We start from the raw sequence: 17,871 nt of genomic DNA on the forward strand, positions 1-17,871 counted from the left end.
ATTACATTTTTTCTGGAGCAGAAACGCCGATTAGCGCTAAAGCATTTTGAAGCGTAATTTGAACAGCCTTTACTAGTTCAAGGCGTGCTTTACTTCTTTCCGCATTTTCAGCATCTAATACTTTTTCAGCGTTGTAGAAGCTGTGGAATGTCGAAGAAAGATCAAAGATATAATTTGTGATGCGGTGTGGAATACGTTTTGTTGCTGCTTCCGCTACCGCTTCTGGGAATTCCCCAACTTTTTTAAGTAAATCCATCTCTTTTTCAGATGAAATATGAGATAGATCTGCTTTGTCATCTAATACGATTCCAGATTCTTCACCTTGGCGAAGAATACTGCAAATACGCGCATGAGCATACTGTGCATAATATACAGGGTTTTCGTTTGATTGAGATACCGCTAAATCTAAATCGAAGTCTAGGTGCGTATCGCCACTTCTCATCGCAAAGAAGTAACGTGTTGCGTCCAATCCAACTTCTTCAGTTAAATCACGCATTGTAACAGCTTTACCCGTACGTTTACTCATTTTCATCTTTTCGCCGTCTTTGAATAAGTGAACAAGCTGAATAATTTCAACTTCCAACGTATCTTTCCCGTATCCTAATGCTTGAATAGCCGCTTTCATACGCGGAATATATCCGTGGTGATCCGCACCCCAGATGTTAATTAGCTTGCCGAACCCACGCTTGATTTTATCTTGGTGGTACGCAATATCTGGCGTTAAGTATGTGAATGACCCATCTTGCTTAATTAATACGCGATCTTTGTCGTCACCAAATGTTGTGGAACGGAACCATGTTGCGCCGTCTTCTTCATAGATGTGGCCTTGCTCACGTAGCGTTTCTAACGCATCTTCAATTTTTCCGTTTTTGTATAGAGATGTTTCTGAATACCAAACGTCAAATTTAACACGGAACTCTTCTAAGTCCTGTTGAAGCTTTTTCATTTCATATTTTAAACCGTAATCACGGAAGAAGTTAAAGCGCTCTTCTTCATCTACGTTTACGTATTTATCACCGTACTCTTCTGCTAATTCTTTACCAATTCCAACAATATCTTGACCGTGATAGCCGTCTGCTGGCATTTCTTTTTCCATGCCTAGTGCTTGCATATAACGTGCTTCAACAGAAAGAGCTAAGTTGTTAATTTGATTCCCTGCATCATTGATATAATATTCACGAGAAACGTCATAACCTGCTTTAGCAAGAACGTTACATAATGAATCACCGACTGCTGCCCCGCGAGCATGTCCTAAGTGAAGGTCACCTGTTGGGTTCGCAGAAACGAACTCAACCTGAATTTTTTCACCTTTTCCAGCATCTGATTCACCGTAAGCTGCGCCAGCGTTTAATACGGTTGGAATAACGTCTGTTAAATAGCTGTTATCCATGTAAAAGTTGATAAAACCAGGACCTGCAATTTCAATCTTTTCAATGGATGCTTTTGATTTATCAAAGTTTTCAATGATAGCTTCAGCAATCATTCTTGGTGCCTTTTTCGCTACGCGCGCTAACTGCATTGCCATATTTGTGGAGTAATCACCGTGTGCTTTGTCCTTTGGTGTTTCTAATACGACTTCTGGGATTTGCTCTTCTTGTGCTAATTCTGCTTTAAGAACCGCTTGTTTGACTTCTTCTTTTAAGCGATCTTTTACTTGTTCAACAATATTCATGAATGTTGCTCCTCCTTAAATGTGATCGTTAGCGCATATCTTCCTGCCTTTTCACCTTGTAGATACAAGTCATAAGAAAGAAAGAGGCGACCTTTTGTATTCATCTTTTTATTCTCAATGTTATACGTGAGCGTACTCATTTGTAATGGCCCATATGGACTGGCATAGCTTCCTTCTACTTGCTCCTGCTTTCGAAACACCTGTCTCATTTTAAATAGCCCTGAACGCATAAGAATGACTTCATCAGGCTTTACTTTTACAATCGTTGAAACATTCCCGTCTTCTAGCTTTTCTTCATATGTTAAGTACATCACACCATCTTTTTCATGGAGATGACCACTTGCTTTAAAGGAATTGGTTTCTTTTCGTTGTCCATCACGAATATCCGTGACGACATGAACTTGAACCTCGCGTTTATCTACAGCTGAGGGATTTTTCATATTGATTACACTTCCCTACTATTCCATACTTTTTATGATTAAATATAAGAAACAATCTCGTATCGTACAACCTATGAGCTGACGACTGATTTTTTACTTTATAACTTAAATAGTATAAACATTCTGCTAGGAGAATTCAACATCAGGAGGAAGGAAAAACGATGGCTTCTTCTTATATGTATAAATGAATTCCATTCTCTGCTACTATTGTTGCCACAAACTCTTCGTTGCGAACATAGTATAGTAAATTTTTATTTTAAAAGAAAAACGAGCATTTCCTCATTGTATTTACATGTATTTAATGTCATCATAATGAATATTTATAAATTTTATTTATTAATAATTAAGTGACGGAGGAGAGTTTTTACCATGCTAGTACTTATTAAAAACATAGAGATTTATGCGCCGCAATATGTAGGAAAAAAAGATGTGCTACTTACAGGAGGAAAAATCGGTTACATAGATGATGTTATCCAAGTACCTGATCACCTCCTTACTGATACAATTGACGGCGAAGGAAAGCTTTTATTTCCTGGTTTTATTGATGGCCACGTACATATCACAGGTGGTGGTGGTGAAGGAAGCTACAAAACGCGTACGCCTGAGCTTCAGCTTACAGATGCTACGCTAGCTGGTGTTACCACGATCGTAGGTGTAATTGGGACGGACGGAACGACTCGTACGATGCCTGCTTTAATTGCCAAAGCAAGAGGATTAGAAGAAGAAGGAATCACGTGTTATGTACACACAGGAAGCTATCAAGTACCTGTCAAAACGCTAACAGGGAAAATTGAAGATGACTTAATTTTAATCGATCGCGTAATCGGGGCTGGTGAAATTGCTATTAGCGACCATCGCTCTTCACAGCCTACGGTAGAAGAAATGGCGAAGATTGCGTCAGCAGCACGAATTGGTGGAATGCTGTCAGGAAAAGCTGGTATTGTGAACGTTCATTTGGGAGATAGTCACTCAAAACTACGATTACTAGAACAAGTCATCGAGCAGCATGATATTCCTGTTAAAACGTTCCAACCTACTCACATTAATCGGAATCCATACTTATTCGAAGCCGGAATCCAGTTTGCAAAAAAAGGCGGATATGTCGACTTTACAACAAGCACTGTTCCAAGCTTTCTAGAAGGTGGTGAGGTACAGTGCAGCACAGGATTGAAACGAATGCTTGAGAGCGGTGTACCAATCGAGCACATTACCTTCACCTCTGATGCTCAAGGTAGTTTACCGGAATTCGATTCAGATGGTAATTTAGTTGGATTAAAAATTGGCCGAGTGTCTTCCTTGTATGAAGAAGTGCGAGACGCTATTTTACAAGAAAATGTACCGATTGAAACGGCCCTTCAAGTGATTACGTCTACACCAGCGGCTGTATTAAAGCTTTCATCGAAAGGTCAAATTGAGGTTGGTCGAGACGCAGACCTTGTTCTAGTAGACAAAGAATCGCTCCATATTCAGAGTGTGTTTGCGAAAGGCGTATGCATGGTTCGAGACGGAGAAGCGATCATAAAAGGAACGTTTGAATAAACAAAAAAAGAAGCGAGCTGATCACTCGCTTCTTCTTATTTTACCCATCCTAAAATCATTTCACGGATAAGCTTACTTGCTGTATTTGCCGTTTGCTCTGACACGTCATAGATTGGCGCTACTTCTACTAAATCTGCTCCCACAACGTTTAGATCAGAATTTGCAATCGCATGAATCGATGCCAATAATTCTCTTGATGTAATACCGCCGCAATCCACTGTTCCTGTTCCAGGAGCATGTGCAGGATCTAGTACGTCAATATCAATTGTTACGTACACAGGACGGCCTGCAAGCGTTGGTAGAATTTCTTTCAATGGCTCAAGCACCTCAAATTTTGAGATATGCATGCCAACTTCTTTCGCCCATTGGAATTCTTCCTTCATACCTGAACGAATACCAAATGAATAGACGTTTTTCGGTCCGATTAGCTCTGCTGCTTTACGAATTGGCGTTGAGTGAGAAAGAGGCTCTCCTTCATACTCTTCACGAAGATCCGTGTGGGCATCCATATGGATAATCGCTAGATCCGGATATTTTTTATACATTGCTTTAAAAACAGGCCAAGATACTAAATGCTCTCCGCCCATTCCCATTGGGAACTTGTCTTCTGCTAGTACTTTATCCACGAATTCTTCAATCATTTCAATGCTACGTTGCGGGTTACCGAACGGAAGCGGGATATCACCAGCATCAAAATATTTTACGTCCTCTAGTTCACGATCTAGATAGGCACTGTATTCTTCTAAACCGATTGATACTTCACGAATACGAGTTGGGCCGAAACGAGACCCAGGACGATAGCTAACCGTCCAGTCCATTGGCATTCCGTAAAGAACGGCTTTACTTTCATCAAAGTTCGGGTGACTTTTAATAAATACATTTCCAGAATAAGCTTCATCAAAACGCATGGTTGTTCCTCCATTTCAAGGTTTAATTTAATAATATACACTTGAAAAAAGGGAGTTCCAAAAGTTACGGTACGTTGGAACCCCCTCTCTTTTCTTATCGATCGATTATTTTACTAGGTCTGCTACAAATTTCGGTAAAGCAAATGCTGCTTTGTGAATATCTTTTGTATAGTATTTTGTATCCATGTCATGGAAGCGATCTTCACTTACTTCAAGTGGATCGTGCTTCTTAGAACCGATTGTGAACGTCCAAAGACCACTTGGATACGTCGGAATGTTCGCCACGTATAAACGTGTAATTGGGAAGATTTCACGAACGTCACGTTGAACGTTTGTGATTAGTTCTGGTGTGAACCAAGGGTTGTCTGTTTGAGCAACAAATACACCGTCTTCTTTTAATGCTTTTGAAATTCCAGCATAGAAGCCTTTTGTGAATAAGTTAACAGCTGGTCCTACTGGTTCAGTAGAATCAACCATGATAACATCGTACACGTTTTCGCTTTCAGCAATGTGCATGAAGCCATCGTCTACTTTTACTTCAACACGAGGATCTTCAAGAGCGCCAGCAATGCTTGGCAAGAACTTTTTAGAGTACTCGATTACTTTACCGTCGATTTCAACAAGCGTTGCTTTTTTCACGCTTGGATGTTTTAGTACTTCACGAATTACTCCGCCATCTCCTCCGCCAACAACTAATACGTTTTCTGGGTTTGGATGTGTAAATAACGGTACATGTGCAACCATTTCGTGATAAACGAATTCATCTTTTTCAGTTGTCATAACCATGCCGTCTAGTACTAACATGTTACCGAACTCTTCTGTTTCAATCATATCTAACTTTTGAAAATCTGTTTGCTCTGTATGTAACGTGCGTTTAATTTTCGCCGTAATTCCAAAATTCTTTGTTTGTTTCTCAGTAAACCATAATTCCATCTCTTCAACTTCCTTTCTATTCTTAGAGTGAATTCAAGGATAGGTTTCCCTAACACAAGTAATACAAACACGAAATCAGTATAGAGGAATCTAGCAAAATTGCAAGAAAAATTTTAGCCGGATTGAAAACGGATGCTATTCATTGCTAGATTTCGCTCTCTATTTTATAGAGAGACGTTTAAAAAATCGTTTTTCACCTCATACTGATTGCTAAAAGAGTACGGGAGGGTGAAAGATGGAGATCATTTTCATAGAGCGTTTGAAAAAAGCGAGAAAATATATCCGAATGGGCATTCTGTTGGCTTTATTAGCATGTGTTCTTTTTCTCATTGGCTTCGGTCTCCTATTCACCTACGCAAAAGTAGCTGGACCTCCACCTCTATCTGTTCCGCAAACTGTTACGTTCTATGCACAGGATGGGAGCGTCATTGGAGAAATGAGTCACGGAGAGAAACGTTACTGGGTGCCTTTGAAAGATATTTCTCCGTTCTTAACCGCTGCGACAGTATCGATTGAAGATCAGCACTTTTACCAACATCATGGCTTTGATGGAAAGCGAATTGGTGGTGCGATTGTCGCTGATATTAAGGCGGGCGCAAAAGTACAAGGTGCAAGTACAATTACGCAACAGTATGCGCGAAATCTGTTTCTTGGTCATGACAAAACATGGGAGCGTAAAATTGTTGAAGCGCTTTATACTGTGCGACTGGAAACAAACTATACGAAGGCGCAAATTTTAGAAGGTTATTTAAACACCATTTACTACGGGCACGGAGCTTATGGAGTAGAAGCCGCATCACGTTTTTACTTTGGTAAATCAGCGAAAGATTTAACACTTGCAGAAGCATCGATCCTAGCTGGAATCCCAAAAGGTCCTACCTACTATTCGCCGATGGATCATTTGGAGAATGCTAAATCACGACAAAAGCTAATTTTACGCGCTATGGTTCGCAATCACAAAATTAGCCAAAAAGAAGCGTTATCTGCTCAAACCGTGGCACTCAGCTTCGGTACAAAACCATATATTGAAAAAGAACAGCTTGCTCCTTACTTTGTAGATAGTGCTAAAGCGCAGCTTATTAATGAATTAAAGATTGATCCTGATATGATTAAAACGAAAGGGTTAAAGGTATATACAACCCTCAACCCTTCCTTACAAAAGATTGCGGAAGAAACCGTTCGGAGCACGGTTGCGGATTATTCCGATATTCAAATTGCACTCACTGCCATCAACCCGAATAATGGACAAGTGCAAGCTCTTGTGGGTGGGCGTGACTATGAACAAAGCTCTTTTAATCGCGCCACGCAGGCTGTTCGACAGCCTGGATCGACGATGAAGCCCTTTCTGTATTATGCAGCATTAAAAGAAGGATTCACGCCTTCAACGGAAATGAAGAGCGAGCCAACCACTTTCACGATGGCAGATGGCGTATCCAAATACACACCGAGCAACTACAACAATTATTATGCCGATGGCCCAATTACGCTTGCTCAGGCAATTGCTCTTTCAGACAACGTGTATGCTGTAAAAACCGATATGTTCATTGGGGAAAAAAAGTTGATTGAGACTGCCAAACTTCTAGGCATCTCCACTCCTCTTAAAGAGGTTCCTTCACTTGCCCTAGGTACGTCGGGAGTGAAGCAAGTTGAAATGGCTAACGCCTACGGAATTCTAGCAAACGGTGGAAAAGAAGTGAAGCCATCCTTCATTCAACGAATCGAAACGTACGATGGACAAACGGTCTATGAGGAACCCATTCAACAAAAGCAGCTGTTAGATCCTAAAGTTGCTTTTGTCACGAATCAGTTGATGACAGGCATGTTTGATCCAAAGTTAAATGATTATACGTCTGTAACAGGCACACCGATTTTAAAACAGCTTTCCCACGATTACTCTGGAAAGTCTGGTACAACGCTGACAGACAGCTGGATGATCGGCTCATCTCCAGAGCTCACTACAGCCGTTTGGTCTGGCTATGATGATAATCGAGAAATGACGTCACCACCTGAACGTAAATATACGAAAGAAATTTGGGCGACTTTTATGGAGAAGGCTCTTCGAAATCAAGGAGCTTCTAGTTTTTCTACGCCAAAAGGAGTCGTTGGTGTACTTGTAAACCCTGATAATGGAAAGCTAGCTACATCAACCTGCCCTGTGGCTCGCCTTACTTATTACGTAAAAGGAACAGAACCTACTGAGTACTGTACAGAGCATCTGCACCACAAAAAAGTAAAGAAAGTAAAACCTGCTCCACAAAAGCATTGGTATAATTCCTTATGGGATTGGGTGAGATAAAAAAACGCCGCTTGTCAAAAATGACAAGCGGCGTTTTGCTTTATTCTAAACCTGCTTTTAATTCATCGCTTGAACGTTCCCAAAGCTCCTCATTATGAGATTTTAGGAAGTCGCGTAACAGATGCTTAGACTTTTCATCCATATGATCGACCATGATATGTCGTTTCATTGATTTATCCATTTTGTTTACGTGCTCTGGCAATGATTTATACCCACGACGGGCTTCACGATTAACGGTCATCTCACATGCCGTCGCACCTGCGTAATAAGGTCCCTCTGCACGACGATCAATCGTTACCCAAACGAGCCAATAAAGTTTCCCTTCAGGTGCATCTTCACGATTCGGTAAAAACTTAATACCTCGCTCAACAGCGCTTCTTGCATGCATAGCGCCAATATCAACAAATGCTTCTCCGTCCTCTGGACAGACGAATACAGGTGAAATATTATCAAGGCTCAATGCCCCTACACCGAAGCCTCCGTGGCCATCTGTTGGGTCATTTTTGATGATATTAAATCCTAGTTTCTTTTTCTTAGGTTGTTCTTCCATCTTACATCCTCCTTAAAAACCAATAATCGGTCGTAAAATCATATCAATTAGATTTGCTAAAAATGGGATTCCGACATTGTAAATCGGACTAATGACAAACTGATCGAGTGGCGTAATCACGATGACCAAAAAGAGGAAAATCCCCCATGGTTCGTATTGTGTCATTCTTGCTCGAACAGGGTTCGGCACAAGATCTTCAATTACTCGATAACCATCTAGCGGTGGAAACGGCAGTAAGTTAAAGAGAAACAGCAATAGATTGATGGTCATGAACATATTAAAGAAGCGAAATACAAACTCATGACTGACACTGTCTACTCCTAATCTTAGACAAATATACCATACAGCAACCCCAATAAATGCTAGAATAAAGTTACTAATCGGGCCTGCAATCGACACAAGAACTCCAGCAAGTCTAGGGCGTTTAAAATAAAAACGATTCACTGGTACTGGTCGTGCCCAACCAAATCCTCCTATGATTAAAAACAATGTACCCAAAGGATCCAGGTGAGCCAACGGGGAAAGCGTCAATCTGCCTTGATTTTTGGCTGTTGGATCGCCAAATTTATACGCAACGTATGCGTGTGCAAATTCATGAACCGTGAAAGCGATCAACAGCGAAATCACTACAAATGGAATTTGTTCAATCGGAAAGGCTAAAAATTGTTCCACTCCGTTTCTCCTTTTTGTCTATTTTACGCAAAGCCATGAAGTCAATTCTGCAGTGCCTTTGCGTTCTATTATCTTCAGTATACTATATCGACCTATTCTGTTCACTAGAACCGCTATATGCATGGATGTCACTCCTATCCTAGACAGTTGCACGATAAGCCTGAAAAGCAGTACACTAGTATCGAAAACGTTTTCTAAAGGAGGAACAAAAGATGCCATATGTAACGGTTAAAATGCTAGAAGGTCGTACAGAGGATCAAAAAAGAGCGCTCGTTGAAAAAGTAACAGAAGCAGTGTCAGAAACAACAGGTGCATCCAAGGAAAAGGTAACGGTTTTTATTGAAGAAATGTCTAAAAACCACTACGGAGTAGCTGGTAAACGCTTAAGTGATCAATAATAGTGAGAAAGCGAAATGATTAATCATTTCGCTTTCGTTGCTTTAATCCCTCAATATACTCGTAGGCTTTTTCGACTTCTTCCACTGTATAACGTTGCTTACTTTTTAACGTAAACACCTTTTCCTGCACTTCTTCTTTCGATAAGTTTTCAAAATACAATACCGTCGATACAAGCTCTAAAAAGCGTGAGTTCTGTTCGTTCATATCACTCATGCATTCCCCTAAACATGGAAGGTCTAGTTCAAAATGGCTTAAAAACTCTTCACCTGAGTCCGTTAATGCATAACGATACTGCATGTATCCGCCCTTTTTTTCCTTTACTTCATTAATAAATCCTAAATTGCAAAGCTCTTCTACTCGTAGGGTTAACTCCTCGGAATAAGGTCCAAAAAAATGAAAGTTATATTTCTCGTAAAACGGGAATTCCAGCTTTTTTGCAATAAAGATCATTTTCTGAAGCTTTTTTCTCCCGACTACCTCCCCTACCGAAGAAAATGCTTTTATAATTTTTGCATGCTCATTTAACAAAGCCCCTTCAACTCCTATACATACACACCTTATTTTCTTCAATCAGCCGTCTCATATTTACAAAAAGCGAGCTACCCCTTAATGGTCTACTTGCTCTAGTAATTGAAGAATTTTTTCTTTTTCTTTGCAGCTATCTGGCAAATTACGAATTAAATCTTGTGGAAAATACAATTTATGATCGGTTCTCTTTTTCCCTGAGATCGACTCTACAATTTCAGATTCTCTTGAAAGCTCGCGCAGTTCTCCGTTTGGCATTAGCAAGTGAATCGGAAGACGCTCCTCTTCTTCGCCAGGACGATAAAAATCGTATGGAAGATCACTAGATGAATCCACGACTAAATAATAATCGGGATCAATTCCTGCCTTTTCAAATAAACGCGTAAGCTCCATCCACATCTTCATCTGTGAATTCGGGTTAAATTCAATGTATTTAAATAGATTTCGGTCTAAAAAACGACGACACAATTCTGCTAAAATCGTATCCTCTTCATCCTGCCATGCTTGGAAATAAAACATAATGACTGACTCGTCTAGACGCAAATAATCACGCAGAGAAATCTCTTCTTCAAACAACGAATAAAAGTGAACAGGTTCTTGTTTGAAAGAGTAATATTCTTGATGAAGATATTTCGCACGATGCAAGATTTTTGTGAGGATCACTTCTGCACTCCTTGTAACGGGGTGGAAATAAATCTGCCAATACATTTGGTAGCGACTCATAATGTAGTCCTCTACCGCATGCATGCCGCTATGCTTAATGACCACTTGATCTTCCCTCGGTCTCATGACGCGCAGAATTCGCTCCATATCAAAGTGCCCGTAGCTTACCCCTGTGTAGTAGGCGTCTCGCTGCAGGTAATCCATTCGATCGGCATCAATTTGACTTGAAATCAAACTAACGACTAGCTTGTTTTCATACGTTTTTGCAATAACCTCTGCTACTTTTTTGGGGAAATCATCACCCATTCGACGTAGCACATGGTTCACTTCAGTATCTCCGAGAATAATAGCCTGTGTAAAATCTTCATGATCAAGGTGAAATACCTTTTCAAACGAATGTGAAAAAGGTCCGTGCCCTAAATCATGTAAAAGCGCTGCACATAAACACAATAAGCGCTCATCCTGATTCCAATGCTCTCTTTCTCTAAAGACATCATCAATAATTCGACGAATAATTTCATAGACACCTAGAGAGTGATTAAATCGACTGTGCTCTGCCCCGTGGAACGTTAAATAAGTAGTTCCTAACTGGCGGATACGACGAAGACGTTGAAATTCGGACGTTCCAATTAAATCCCAAATAAGCTTGTCCCGAACATGTACATAGCGATGAACAGGATCTTTAAATACTTTTTCTTCACTTAGTTTTCCATTAGGATAGGTCATCTATATACCTCTCTGTCTTCACTTGTTTATCTAATCTGAATCTACTTCATAAGTGAGTGTAGGGCCCTTGCCCTCGATGTGATAAGCATCTCTTTTGTTAAGAGTTTCGCTGCTCCAAAGTACGTTTCTCTATACATCCATATGCTTTTTAAGCGGTTGATGTAAAAGGAGTTTTTTGGTACTTGTTCTCTGTTACATAATTCAACATTTTCCCTGTTTTCTCCTACATCAATCGTTAAAAGAATGAAAAAATCACCCTGTGCAAGACAAAGGCGATTTTTAATTTTTATTCAATTTCTTATTAATTTTTTCAATCAATTCATCTTCTGTTGGTGCTGCAACAGGACGATTATTGACGAACGCAAATGACTTTTTACGTCCTGGTCCACAATATGACTGACAGCCGACTTTAATCTCGGCACATTCATCTATCTTCTTAAGTCGAGGCGTTAACGTTTTAATATTCGTTGCCTGACAATCATCACAAATACGAAATTCATTTGCCATTTCTTACAATCCTTTCGCTACAGACTGAATAATTCTGCTTGGCCTAAAGGGTATTTTACAGTTATTTATAATTCAATGCAACCTATACTGAGAGGAATGTTATTGGGATAATCTTAAAAATTACCATACTGCTAGAATAATGGTATAAACCGCAACAGAATTGTCCATGCTGATAGTACCAAACACTGACTAACATTAGGAAACAACAAATAGTAGGGAGTTGAAGAGTATGAAAGAAAGACAAGATGCATGGACAGAAGAAAATGATTTATTACTAGCTGAAACCGTTCTCCGTCATGTTCGAGAAGGAAGTACACAGCTAAATGCTTTTGAGGAAGTGGGTGACCAGCTTAACCGCACATCTGCTGCCTGTGGATTCCGTTGGAACGCTGTCGTTCGTCATCAGTACGAAAAAGCACTACAGCTAGCTAAGAAACAACGCAAACAGCGTATGCGTGCATTAGGACAGACAAACGGCAAGAAAAAGCTGTTGTACAATCCTCCTGTTTCGCTACTAAATCAATTAGATCACATTGATGACTTAGATAGTCTAGAAGAAGAAATGATTCAATCCACCGTCTCAGCAACATTCCCAGTACCAGCTGAGGACCATGTGGAGGAAGAGATTGCTCCAAAAGTGGAACTACCTGCTGTCACAGTCGCGCCTACAGCTACTGTCAGTAAACCTTCATCAGGTCTCTCTTTGGATCAAGTCATTCTTTTCTTACAATCCATGCGGTCTCAAAATTTAAATTCAGAGATCTTTAAAAACCAAAATCACCAGCTCATGCGTGAGAACGAAGAGCTTCGTATGAAAAATAAAGAACTAGTAAAACGTGTAGAAGAGCTCGAAGCAGACACAACTACTATTCAAGAAGACTACGAAACATTAATGAAGATCATGAATCGTGCCCGTAATTTTGTTCTGTTTGAGGAAGAAGACCGCGCGACAACAAAGTTCAAAATGGACCGAAATGGCAACCTTGAAAAATTAGCTGAATAGGTTTGAAGATCGGAAAGGATCGTGCCTCTCTTTTAGTATGAGAGGCACGATCCTTTTGTATTTGTCTAAAAGTCATTCCGCTATATTATGGTATAATATCAAAGGTTTAGTCCATGACTGCTACTCAAAAGCAAGTCATGAAAAGAGGGAGTTTTATACATGAGTACAAGTCTATCCTTACTAGCGCAGCCAAAATGGCGAATTATAGATCAATCGAGTCTCGGACCACAGTTTGATGCTCTTCATTCTTTTGCAATGGACGATACGCTTTGCACATCTGTTGGTTCGGGAGATTCTCCTGCCACAATGCGCTCATGGGTTCATCATCAAACGATCGTATTAGGTATTCAAGATACCCGTCTTCCCCATCTTGAGGACGGCATTCGCTATCTAGAAGAACAAGGCTATCGTGTAATTGTCCGTAATTCCGGGGGACTAGCAGTTGTATTAGATGAAGGCGTGCTGAACGTTTCGCTTATTTTCCGGGATACTGAAAAAGGAATTGATATTAACCGTGGCTATGATGCTATGTGGGAATTAATTCAGGTCATTTTCGCTTCTTATAATGTAAAAATCGAAGCAAAAGAGATTGTTGGATCTTACTGTCCGGGAAGCTATGACCTCAGTATTAATGACCAAAAATTTGCCGGCATTTCACAGCGTCGCATACGAGGCGGAGTTGCTGTGCAAATCTATCTTTGTGCGACAGGAAACGGTGCACAAAGGGCCAAGCTTATTCAGAAATTTTATGAAGAAGGTCTTAAAGAGGCAGAAACAAAGTTCACCTATCCTGTTATCGTACCAGAAACGATGGCATCTCTTACGGAGTTGTTAGGAGAAGAAGTAACGGTTTCATCTTTAATGCTCTCTTTACTGACGGCATTGAAAGAATTAGGTGGATCATTAGTACCTGCTTCTTTATCAGAAGAGGAATCCGTTTTATTTGATTATCACTTACAGCGAATGATTGACCGAAACGAAAAATTCTTGCCCGTCGAAAATGAATCATAAGAAAAAGCCGTTCGAATTCGAACGGCTTTTTTATAGAATTATTCTGCTTGAGCAGCTGTAATTAATGCAAGTTTGTATACGTCTTCTTCGTTACATCCACGAGAAAGATCATTTACAGGCATATTTAAGCCTTGTAGGATTGGACCTACTGCTTCAAAGTTACCTAAGCGTTGTGCAATTTTGTACCCAATGTTACCTGCTTCAAGGCTTGGGAATACGAATACGTTCGCATCACCTTTGATTACAGAACCTGGTGCTTTTTTCTCTGCTACAGATGGAACAAAAGCAGCGTCAAATTGGAATTCGCCATCAAGCGTTAAGCTTGGTGCCATTTCTTTTGCAATTTCAACCGCATTTGCTACTTTTTCTGTTTCAGGCGATTTAGCAGATCCTTTTGTTGAGAAGCTTAGCATTGCAACGCGTGGATCGATATCAAACATTTGTGCTGTACGAGCACTTTCAATGGCAATTTCAGCTAGATCTTGGCTATCTGGAGCAATGTTAATCGCACAGTCAGCGAATACATATTTTTCATCTCCACGAACCATGATGAACACACCAGAAGTTTTCTTAATTCCTTGGCGAGTTTTGATAATTTGAAGTGCTGGACGAACTGTGTCAGCTGTTGAATGAGCAGCTCCACTTACAAGACCGTGTGCTTTGCCCATGTGTACAAGCATTGTACCGAAGTAGTTCTCATCAAGTAAGATACGACGAGCATCTTCTTCTGTTGCTTTTCCTTTACGGCGTTCAACGAATGAAGCGACCATTGCTTCAAACTCTGGGTATGATTTTGGATCAAGAATTTCAGCATTTGTTAAACTAACATTCATGCTTGCTGCTTTTGCTTCAATTTCTGCTTTGTCTCCAACTAAGATTGGGGACATAATGCCTTCACTTGCAAGACGTCCTACCGCCCCAATGATGCGCTCATCTAATCCTTCTGGAAATACGATACGGATGTTCTTACCGGAAATCTTACTTTTTAAGCCTGCGAATAAATCACTCACAATAAGCCCTCCTTTGGTATGTAAAAAAACTTGTCTGTTATTAGGATACTTCACTTCGTCGCATTGTAAAAGGGATGCCATAAAAGGGATGCGCTTTCATAAACAAGTTCATTAATTATGAATTTTCAAAAATATATCTTCCCCGGATGCTTTTTTAATATGTACCCACTTTTCACCTTTTAGTCACATATGAGAATGTTTTTCATTTAAGAAAGAGGGATAAGCTATGATATAGTAAAGATAGTATTTATCGTTTTATTTAGGAGGGAATTAGAATGGCAGAAGCAGCACAAACACTAGACGGCTGGTATAGCCTTCATGATTTTAGATCAGTAAACTGGACTGCTTGGAAGAAGCTTTCTGAGGAAGAGCGTCAAGCAGCGATTCATGAATTTTTAGGGCTAGTAGAAAAATGGAACAAGACTCAAACAGATGGCCAAGGTAGCCATGCTATCTATTCTATTACAGGACAAAAAGCAGATTTCATGCTTATGTTGCTACGTCCAACGATGGAAGAACTAAATGAAATTGAGAACGAGTTCAATAAAACAGCGCTTGCTGAATATACGATTCCAATGTATTCATATGTATCTGTTGTCGAGCTAAGTAACTACTTACCTTCTGATGAAGATCCTTATGAAAACCCGCATGTACGTGCACGTCTATATCCAACCCTTCCTCAAGCGAAGTATGTCTGCTTCTATCCAATGGACAAACGTCGCCAAGGAGACGATAACTGGTATATGCTTCCGATGGAAGAGCGTCGCAATCTAATGCGTAGCCACGGCATGATTGGACGTCAATATGCAGGTAAGGTAAAACAAATCATCACAGGATCTGTTGGTTTTGATGATTACGAGTGGGGCGTTACACTATTCGCAGATGATGTCCTTCAATTTAAAAAGTTAGTGTATGAAATGCGCTTTGACGAAGTAAGTGCACGTTACGGAGAGTTCGGTAGCTTCTTCGTTGGTAACATTTTAGCTGAAGATCGTATTGAACAATTTCTTCACGTATAAGCAACTTCAAAAGCCCCCTTATTAGGGGCTTTTTTCTATGCACTCTTTTCTTTCGTGATCATTCCACAGCAACGTTTCATTCGCTTTTTTATCCTCCTCCTTACCTGCTATTCCTTATTTACCAGAAACGAAATTTAGAGCCACGTCATGAAGATATACGCATACTTAAAAACCATTAATCATATTTATAGACTAGTGAATAAGTGAGGTGACAGTATGGCTGTAATTCCGTACAACGAGGCAGACGTCAAGCTCTTGGCTAGACTGATGCGGGCTGAAGCAGAAGGTGAAGGAAGATTAGGCATGCTTATGGTAGGAAATGTTGGAGTGAATCGCGTGGCGGCTAAATGTTTGGATTTCAAAGACGTAAATTCTATTGATCGAATGGTCAACCAGCGACCTGGAGGTTTTGAAGCCACTCAAAAAGGTTATTTTTATCAAAAAGCACGCGGTTCAGAAATTGCTCTTGCCAGAAAGGTCATTAAGGGAGGAAAGTATCACCCAGCCTCCAGTTCACTATGGTTCTTTAAGCCTCAGGGCAATTGTCCAGGCCAATGGTATGACCAGTCAAACGCCGGACGATTTAAATCGCATTGTTTCTATCAACCATCTCAATCTGATTGTCCGCAGATTTTTTAATATTTTACGTTCCTTGAAGGAGGGATTTTATGAAAAAGCAACAGCAAGGCAACGATCAAGGGCAAGGTCAAGGGCAAGGAAACTATACGCAAAACCCATACATGAACTATGGCTACCCACCTTATTACACACAGTATCCTCAAGGTCAACAGCAAGGTGGCTATAATCCTCAATCACCTCCTCCTATTGCTTCTGGAGGCAGTGGAAAGCCGCAGGATTCAACCATGCTTCCTGTCGAAGAATCCTATATTGAAAATATTCTGCGACTTAACAAGGGAAAACAAGCAACGGTATATATGACGTTTGAAAATAACAACCAGTGGAATGCAAAAGTCTTCAAAGGAATTATTGAAGCAGCCGGAAGAGATCATATCATTCTAAGCGACCCGCAAACCGGTAAACGCTACGTTCTCCTAATGGTGTATTTAAACTACATCGAGTTCAATGAACCAATTCAATACAATTATCCATTCGGCATGCAGGGACAGCAACCATTAAGCAATTATTCTCCGAGATAATAAAAAAGGTTGAGGACATTCGCTCCTCAACCTTTTTTATTACAATGATTTTGCCGCAACAATCACGATAAAAATCCAAGATAAAATGAAGGCTACTCCGCCAAGAGGCGTAATCGCTCCTAGAACTTTAATACCCGATGTACTTAAAACGTACAGGCTTCCTGAAAATAAGACAATCCCACCAAACATCGTCCAACCTGCTGCGGTTAGCAGTGAGGATTGAGGGAATTTGGATGCTAAAAATGCAATCACAAACAACCCCATTGCGTGAAACATTTGATATTGAACGCCGGTTTTCCAAACTTCTAAGTACTTCGCAGAAATTTTCCCTTCTAACCCATGCGCACCGAAAGCCCCAAGTCCTACGGCTAACATCGCATTAATGGCTCCTAAAATTAGAAATAGTTTCATTCATCTTCTCTCCTCTTTGTAGTTGCGATGAGATTTTCTTAAAAATCAAATAAGCTGTCACCGTTTGCTTCGTCTGTTTTCATCGGACGAGATGCAATTGGGTTTTGCTGAACAAACGTAGCTGGAGACGGCTGTATAGCAGGAGATGGATTGACAGGTGCAGTTACTGGTGCTGAATTTGCATGACGAGGAGACGTGTCATCATCAAGCGCAAGCTCACAAAGCGTCTTAATCGCAATTAGCGAGTCACGCGTCTTGCTCTCACTGCTTGCATATGCCTTTGCCTTCCCTATTTCCTGTTCCATTCGCTCTATTAACTGAAACATTGAGATACTCATATTTTCACCTCATATCGATCCGCTTCGTATCATCTTACAGTGCAACTTCATTTTAACAAAAGACATTTTGATAATCCATCTATCACTCATTT

Annotated in this window: 19 protein-coding genes and 1 pseudogene; 8 read left to right on the forward strand and 12 right to left on the reverse strand. The window is 40.3% G+C overall.

Annotated elements, in window-relative coordinates; genetic code table 11:
- Nucleotide 1: 1 nt before the first annotated feature.
- Entirely contained in the window at nucleotides 2-1,672 is a 1,671-nt protein-coding gene (gene argS, locus AMD01_RS22830; RefSeq protein WP_053403753.1) for an arginine--tRNA ligase, read from the reverse strand.
- The gene (locus AMD01_RS22835) at nucleotides 1,669-2,112 is read right to left on the reverse strand and encodes a YwiB family protein (RefSeq protein ID WP_053403754.1); all 444 of its coding nucleotides are present in this window, start codon (nucleotides 2,110-2,112) and stop codon (nucleotides 1,669-1,671) included. The genes argS and AMD01_RS22835 overlap by 4 nt, the downstream gene beginning before the upstream one ends.
- 369 nt (nucleotides 2,113-2,481) lie before the next feature.
- On the opposite strand from AMD01_RS22835, the gene iadA reads away from it, so the two are divergent.
- The gene (gene iadA / locus AMD01_RS22840) at nucleotides 2,482-3,651 is read left to right on the forward strand and encodes a beta-aspartyl-peptidase (RefSeq protein ID WP_053403755.1); all 1,170 of its coding nucleotides are present in this window, start codon (nucleotides 2,482-2,484) and stop codon (nucleotides 3,649-3,651) included.
- Between the two features lie 35 nt (nucleotides 3,652-3,686).
- Here iadA and speB read toward each other — a convergent pair whose 3' ends face one another.
- Together speB and speE are read right to left on the reverse strand one after the other, a co-directional pair.
- Complete coding sequence (gene speB, locus AMD01_RS22845; protein ID WP_053403756.1) at nucleotides 3,687-4,559, reverse strand: agmatinase; 873 nt, start codon at nucleotides 4,557-4,559, stop codon at nucleotides 3,687-3,689.
- A gap of 105 nt (nucleotides 4,560-4,664) precedes the next feature.
- On the reverse strand, nucleotides 4,665-5,492 hold the full coding sequence (speE, locus tag AMD01_RS22850) for a spermidine synthase (protein WP_053403757.1): 828 nt from the start codon (nucleotides 5,490-5,492) through the stop codon (nucleotides 4,665-4,667).
- A 235-nt stretch (nucleotides 5,493-5,727) separates the two neighbouring features.
- On the opposite strand from speE, the gene AMD01_RS22855 reads away from it, so the two are divergent.
- Nucleotides 5,728-7,788, forward strand: coding sequence for a transglycosylase domain-containing protein (locus AMD01_RS22855; RefSeq protein ID WP_053403758.1), 2,061 nt, complete (start codon nucleotides 5,728-5,730; stop codon nucleotides 7,786-7,788).
- Between the two features lie 40 nt (nucleotides 7,789-7,828).
- Here AMD01_RS22855 and AMD01_RS22860 read toward each other — a convergent pair whose 3' ends face one another.
- Both AMD01_RS22860 and AMD01_RS22865 read right to left on the reverse strand, forming a co-directional pair.
- Nucleotides 7,829-8,338, reverse strand: a complete 510-nt coding sequence (locus AMD01_RS22860; protein WP_053403759.1) for a YwhD family protein — start codon at nucleotides 8,336-8,338, stop codon at nucleotides 7,829-7,831.
- A gap of 12 nt (nucleotides 8,339-8,350) precedes the next feature.
- Nucleotides 8,351-9,010: a site-2 protease family protein gene (locus AMD01_RS22865; protein WP_053403760.1), complete on the reverse strand. Its 660-nt coding sequence runs from the start codon at nucleotides 9,008-9,010 to the stop codon at nucleotides 8,351-8,353.
- A gap of 209 nt (nucleotides 9,011-9,219) precedes the next feature.
- Here AMD01_RS22865 and AMD01_RS22870 point away from each other — a divergent pair.
- Nucleotides 9,220-9,408: pseudogene (locus AMD01_RS22870) on the forward strand (2-hydroxymuconate tautomerase); the annotation flags it as partial.
- A 19-nt stretch (nucleotides 9,409-9,427) separates the two neighbouring features.
- On the opposite strand, the gene AMD01_RS22875 reads toward AMD01_RS22870, so the two are convergent.
- The 3 genes from AMD01_RS22875 to AMD01_RS22885 all read right to left on the reverse strand — a co-directional run bounded on the left by AMD01_RS22875 (nucleotide 9,428) and on the right by AMD01_RS22885 (nucleotide 11,830).
- Nucleotides 9,428-9,937 (reverse strand): YwgA family protein, encoded by a 510-nt coding sequence (locus AMD01_RS22875; RefSeq protein WP_053403762.1) that lies wholly within the window; start codon nucleotides 9,935-9,937, stop codon nucleotides 9,428-9,430.
- A gap of 78 nt (nucleotides 9,938-10,015) precedes the next feature.
- Nucleotides 10,016-11,323, reverse strand: coding sequence for an HD domain-containing protein (locus AMD01_RS22880; protein WP_053403763.1), 1,308 nt, complete (start codon nucleotides 11,321-11,323; stop codon nucleotides 10,016-10,018).
- Between the two features lie 279 nt (nucleotides 11,324-11,602).
- Nucleotides 11,603-11,830 carry a YuzB family protein gene (locus AMD01_RS22885; protein WP_053403764.1) on the reverse strand — a complete coding sequence of 76 codons (228 nt, stop codon included), beginning with the start codon at nucleotides 11,828-11,830 and terminating at the stop codon, nucleotides 11,603-11,605.
- Nucleotides 11,831-12,059: 229 nt separating this feature from the next.
- Between AMD01_RS22885 and AMD01_RS22890 the strand changes: the two genes are divergently transcribed.
- Complete coding sequence (locus AMD01_RS22890; RefSeq protein ID WP_053403765.1) at nucleotides 12,060-12,833, forward strand: RsfA family transcriptional regulator; 774 nt, start codon at nucleotides 12,060-12,062, stop codon at nucleotides 12,831-12,833.
- A gap of 159 nt (nucleotides 12,834-12,992) precedes the next feature.
- Complete coding sequence (lipL, locus tag AMD01_RS22895; RefSeq protein ID WP_053403766.1) at nucleotides 12,993-13,844, forward strand: octanoyl-[GcvH]:protein N-octanoyltransferase; 852 nt, start codon at nucleotides 12,993-12,995, stop codon at nucleotides 13,842-13,844.
- Between the two features lie 38 nt (nucleotides 13,845-13,882).
- Here lipL and pta read toward each other — a convergent pair whose 3' ends face one another.
- Nucleotides 13,883-14,854, reverse strand: coding sequence for a phosphate acetyltransferase (pta, locus tag AMD01_RS22900; RefSeq protein ID WP_053403767.1), 972 nt, complete (start codon nucleotides 14,852-14,854; stop codon nucleotides 13,883-13,885).
- Nucleotides 14,855-15,129: 275 nt separating this feature from the next.
- On the opposite strand from pta, the gene hemQ reads away from it, so the two are divergent.
- The 3 genes from hemQ (at nucleotide 15,130) to gerQ (ending at nucleotide 17,030) form a co-directional block, all read left to right on the forward strand.
- A complete protein-coding gene (gene hemQ, locus AMD01_RS22905; RefSeq protein ID WP_053403768.1) occupies nucleotides 15,130-15,873 on the forward strand; it encodes a hydrogen peroxide-dependent heme synthase in 744 nt (247 codons plus the stop codon).
- Between the two features lie 216 nt (nucleotides 15,874-16,089).
- Nucleotides 16,090-16,512 carry a cell wall hydrolase gene (locus AMD01_RS22910; RefSeq protein WP_053403769.1) on the forward strand — a complete coding sequence of 141 codons (423 nt, stop codon included), beginning with the start codon at nucleotides 16,090-16,092 and terminating at the stop codon, nucleotides 16,510-16,512.
- A 29-nt stretch (nucleotides 16,513-16,541) separates the two neighbouring features.
- Entirely contained in the window at nucleotides 16,542-17,030 is a 489-nt protein-coding gene (gene gerQ / locus AMD01_RS22915; protein ID WP_053403770.1) for a spore coat protein GerQ, read from the forward strand.
- Between the two features lie 39 nt (nucleotides 17,031-17,069).
- On the opposite strand, the gene AMD01_RS22920 is transcribed toward gerQ, so the two are convergent.
- Together AMD01_RS22920 and AMD01_RS22925 are read right to left on the reverse strand one after the other, a co-directional pair.
- Nucleotides 17,070-17,441, reverse strand: a complete 372-nt coding sequence (locus tag AMD01_RS22920) for a DUF423 domain-containing protein (RefSeq protein WP_053403771.1) — start codon at nucleotides 17,439-17,441, stop codon at nucleotides 17,070-17,072.
- A gap of 38 nt (nucleotides 17,442-17,479) precedes the next feature.
- Nucleotides 17,480-17,779, reverse strand: coding sequence for a YwdI family protein (locus AMD01_RS22925; RefSeq protein WP_053403772.1), 300 nt, complete (start codon nucleotides 17,777-17,779; stop codon nucleotides 17,480-17,482).
- Nucleotides 17,780-17,871: the final 92 nt, after the last annotated feature.

Origin of the sequence: Priestia koreensis (assembly GCF_001274935.1) — a bacterium.
GTDB classification, from domain to species: domain Bacteria; phylum Bacillota; class Bacilli; order Bacillales; family Bacillaceae_H; genus Bacillus_AG; species Bacillus_AG koreensis.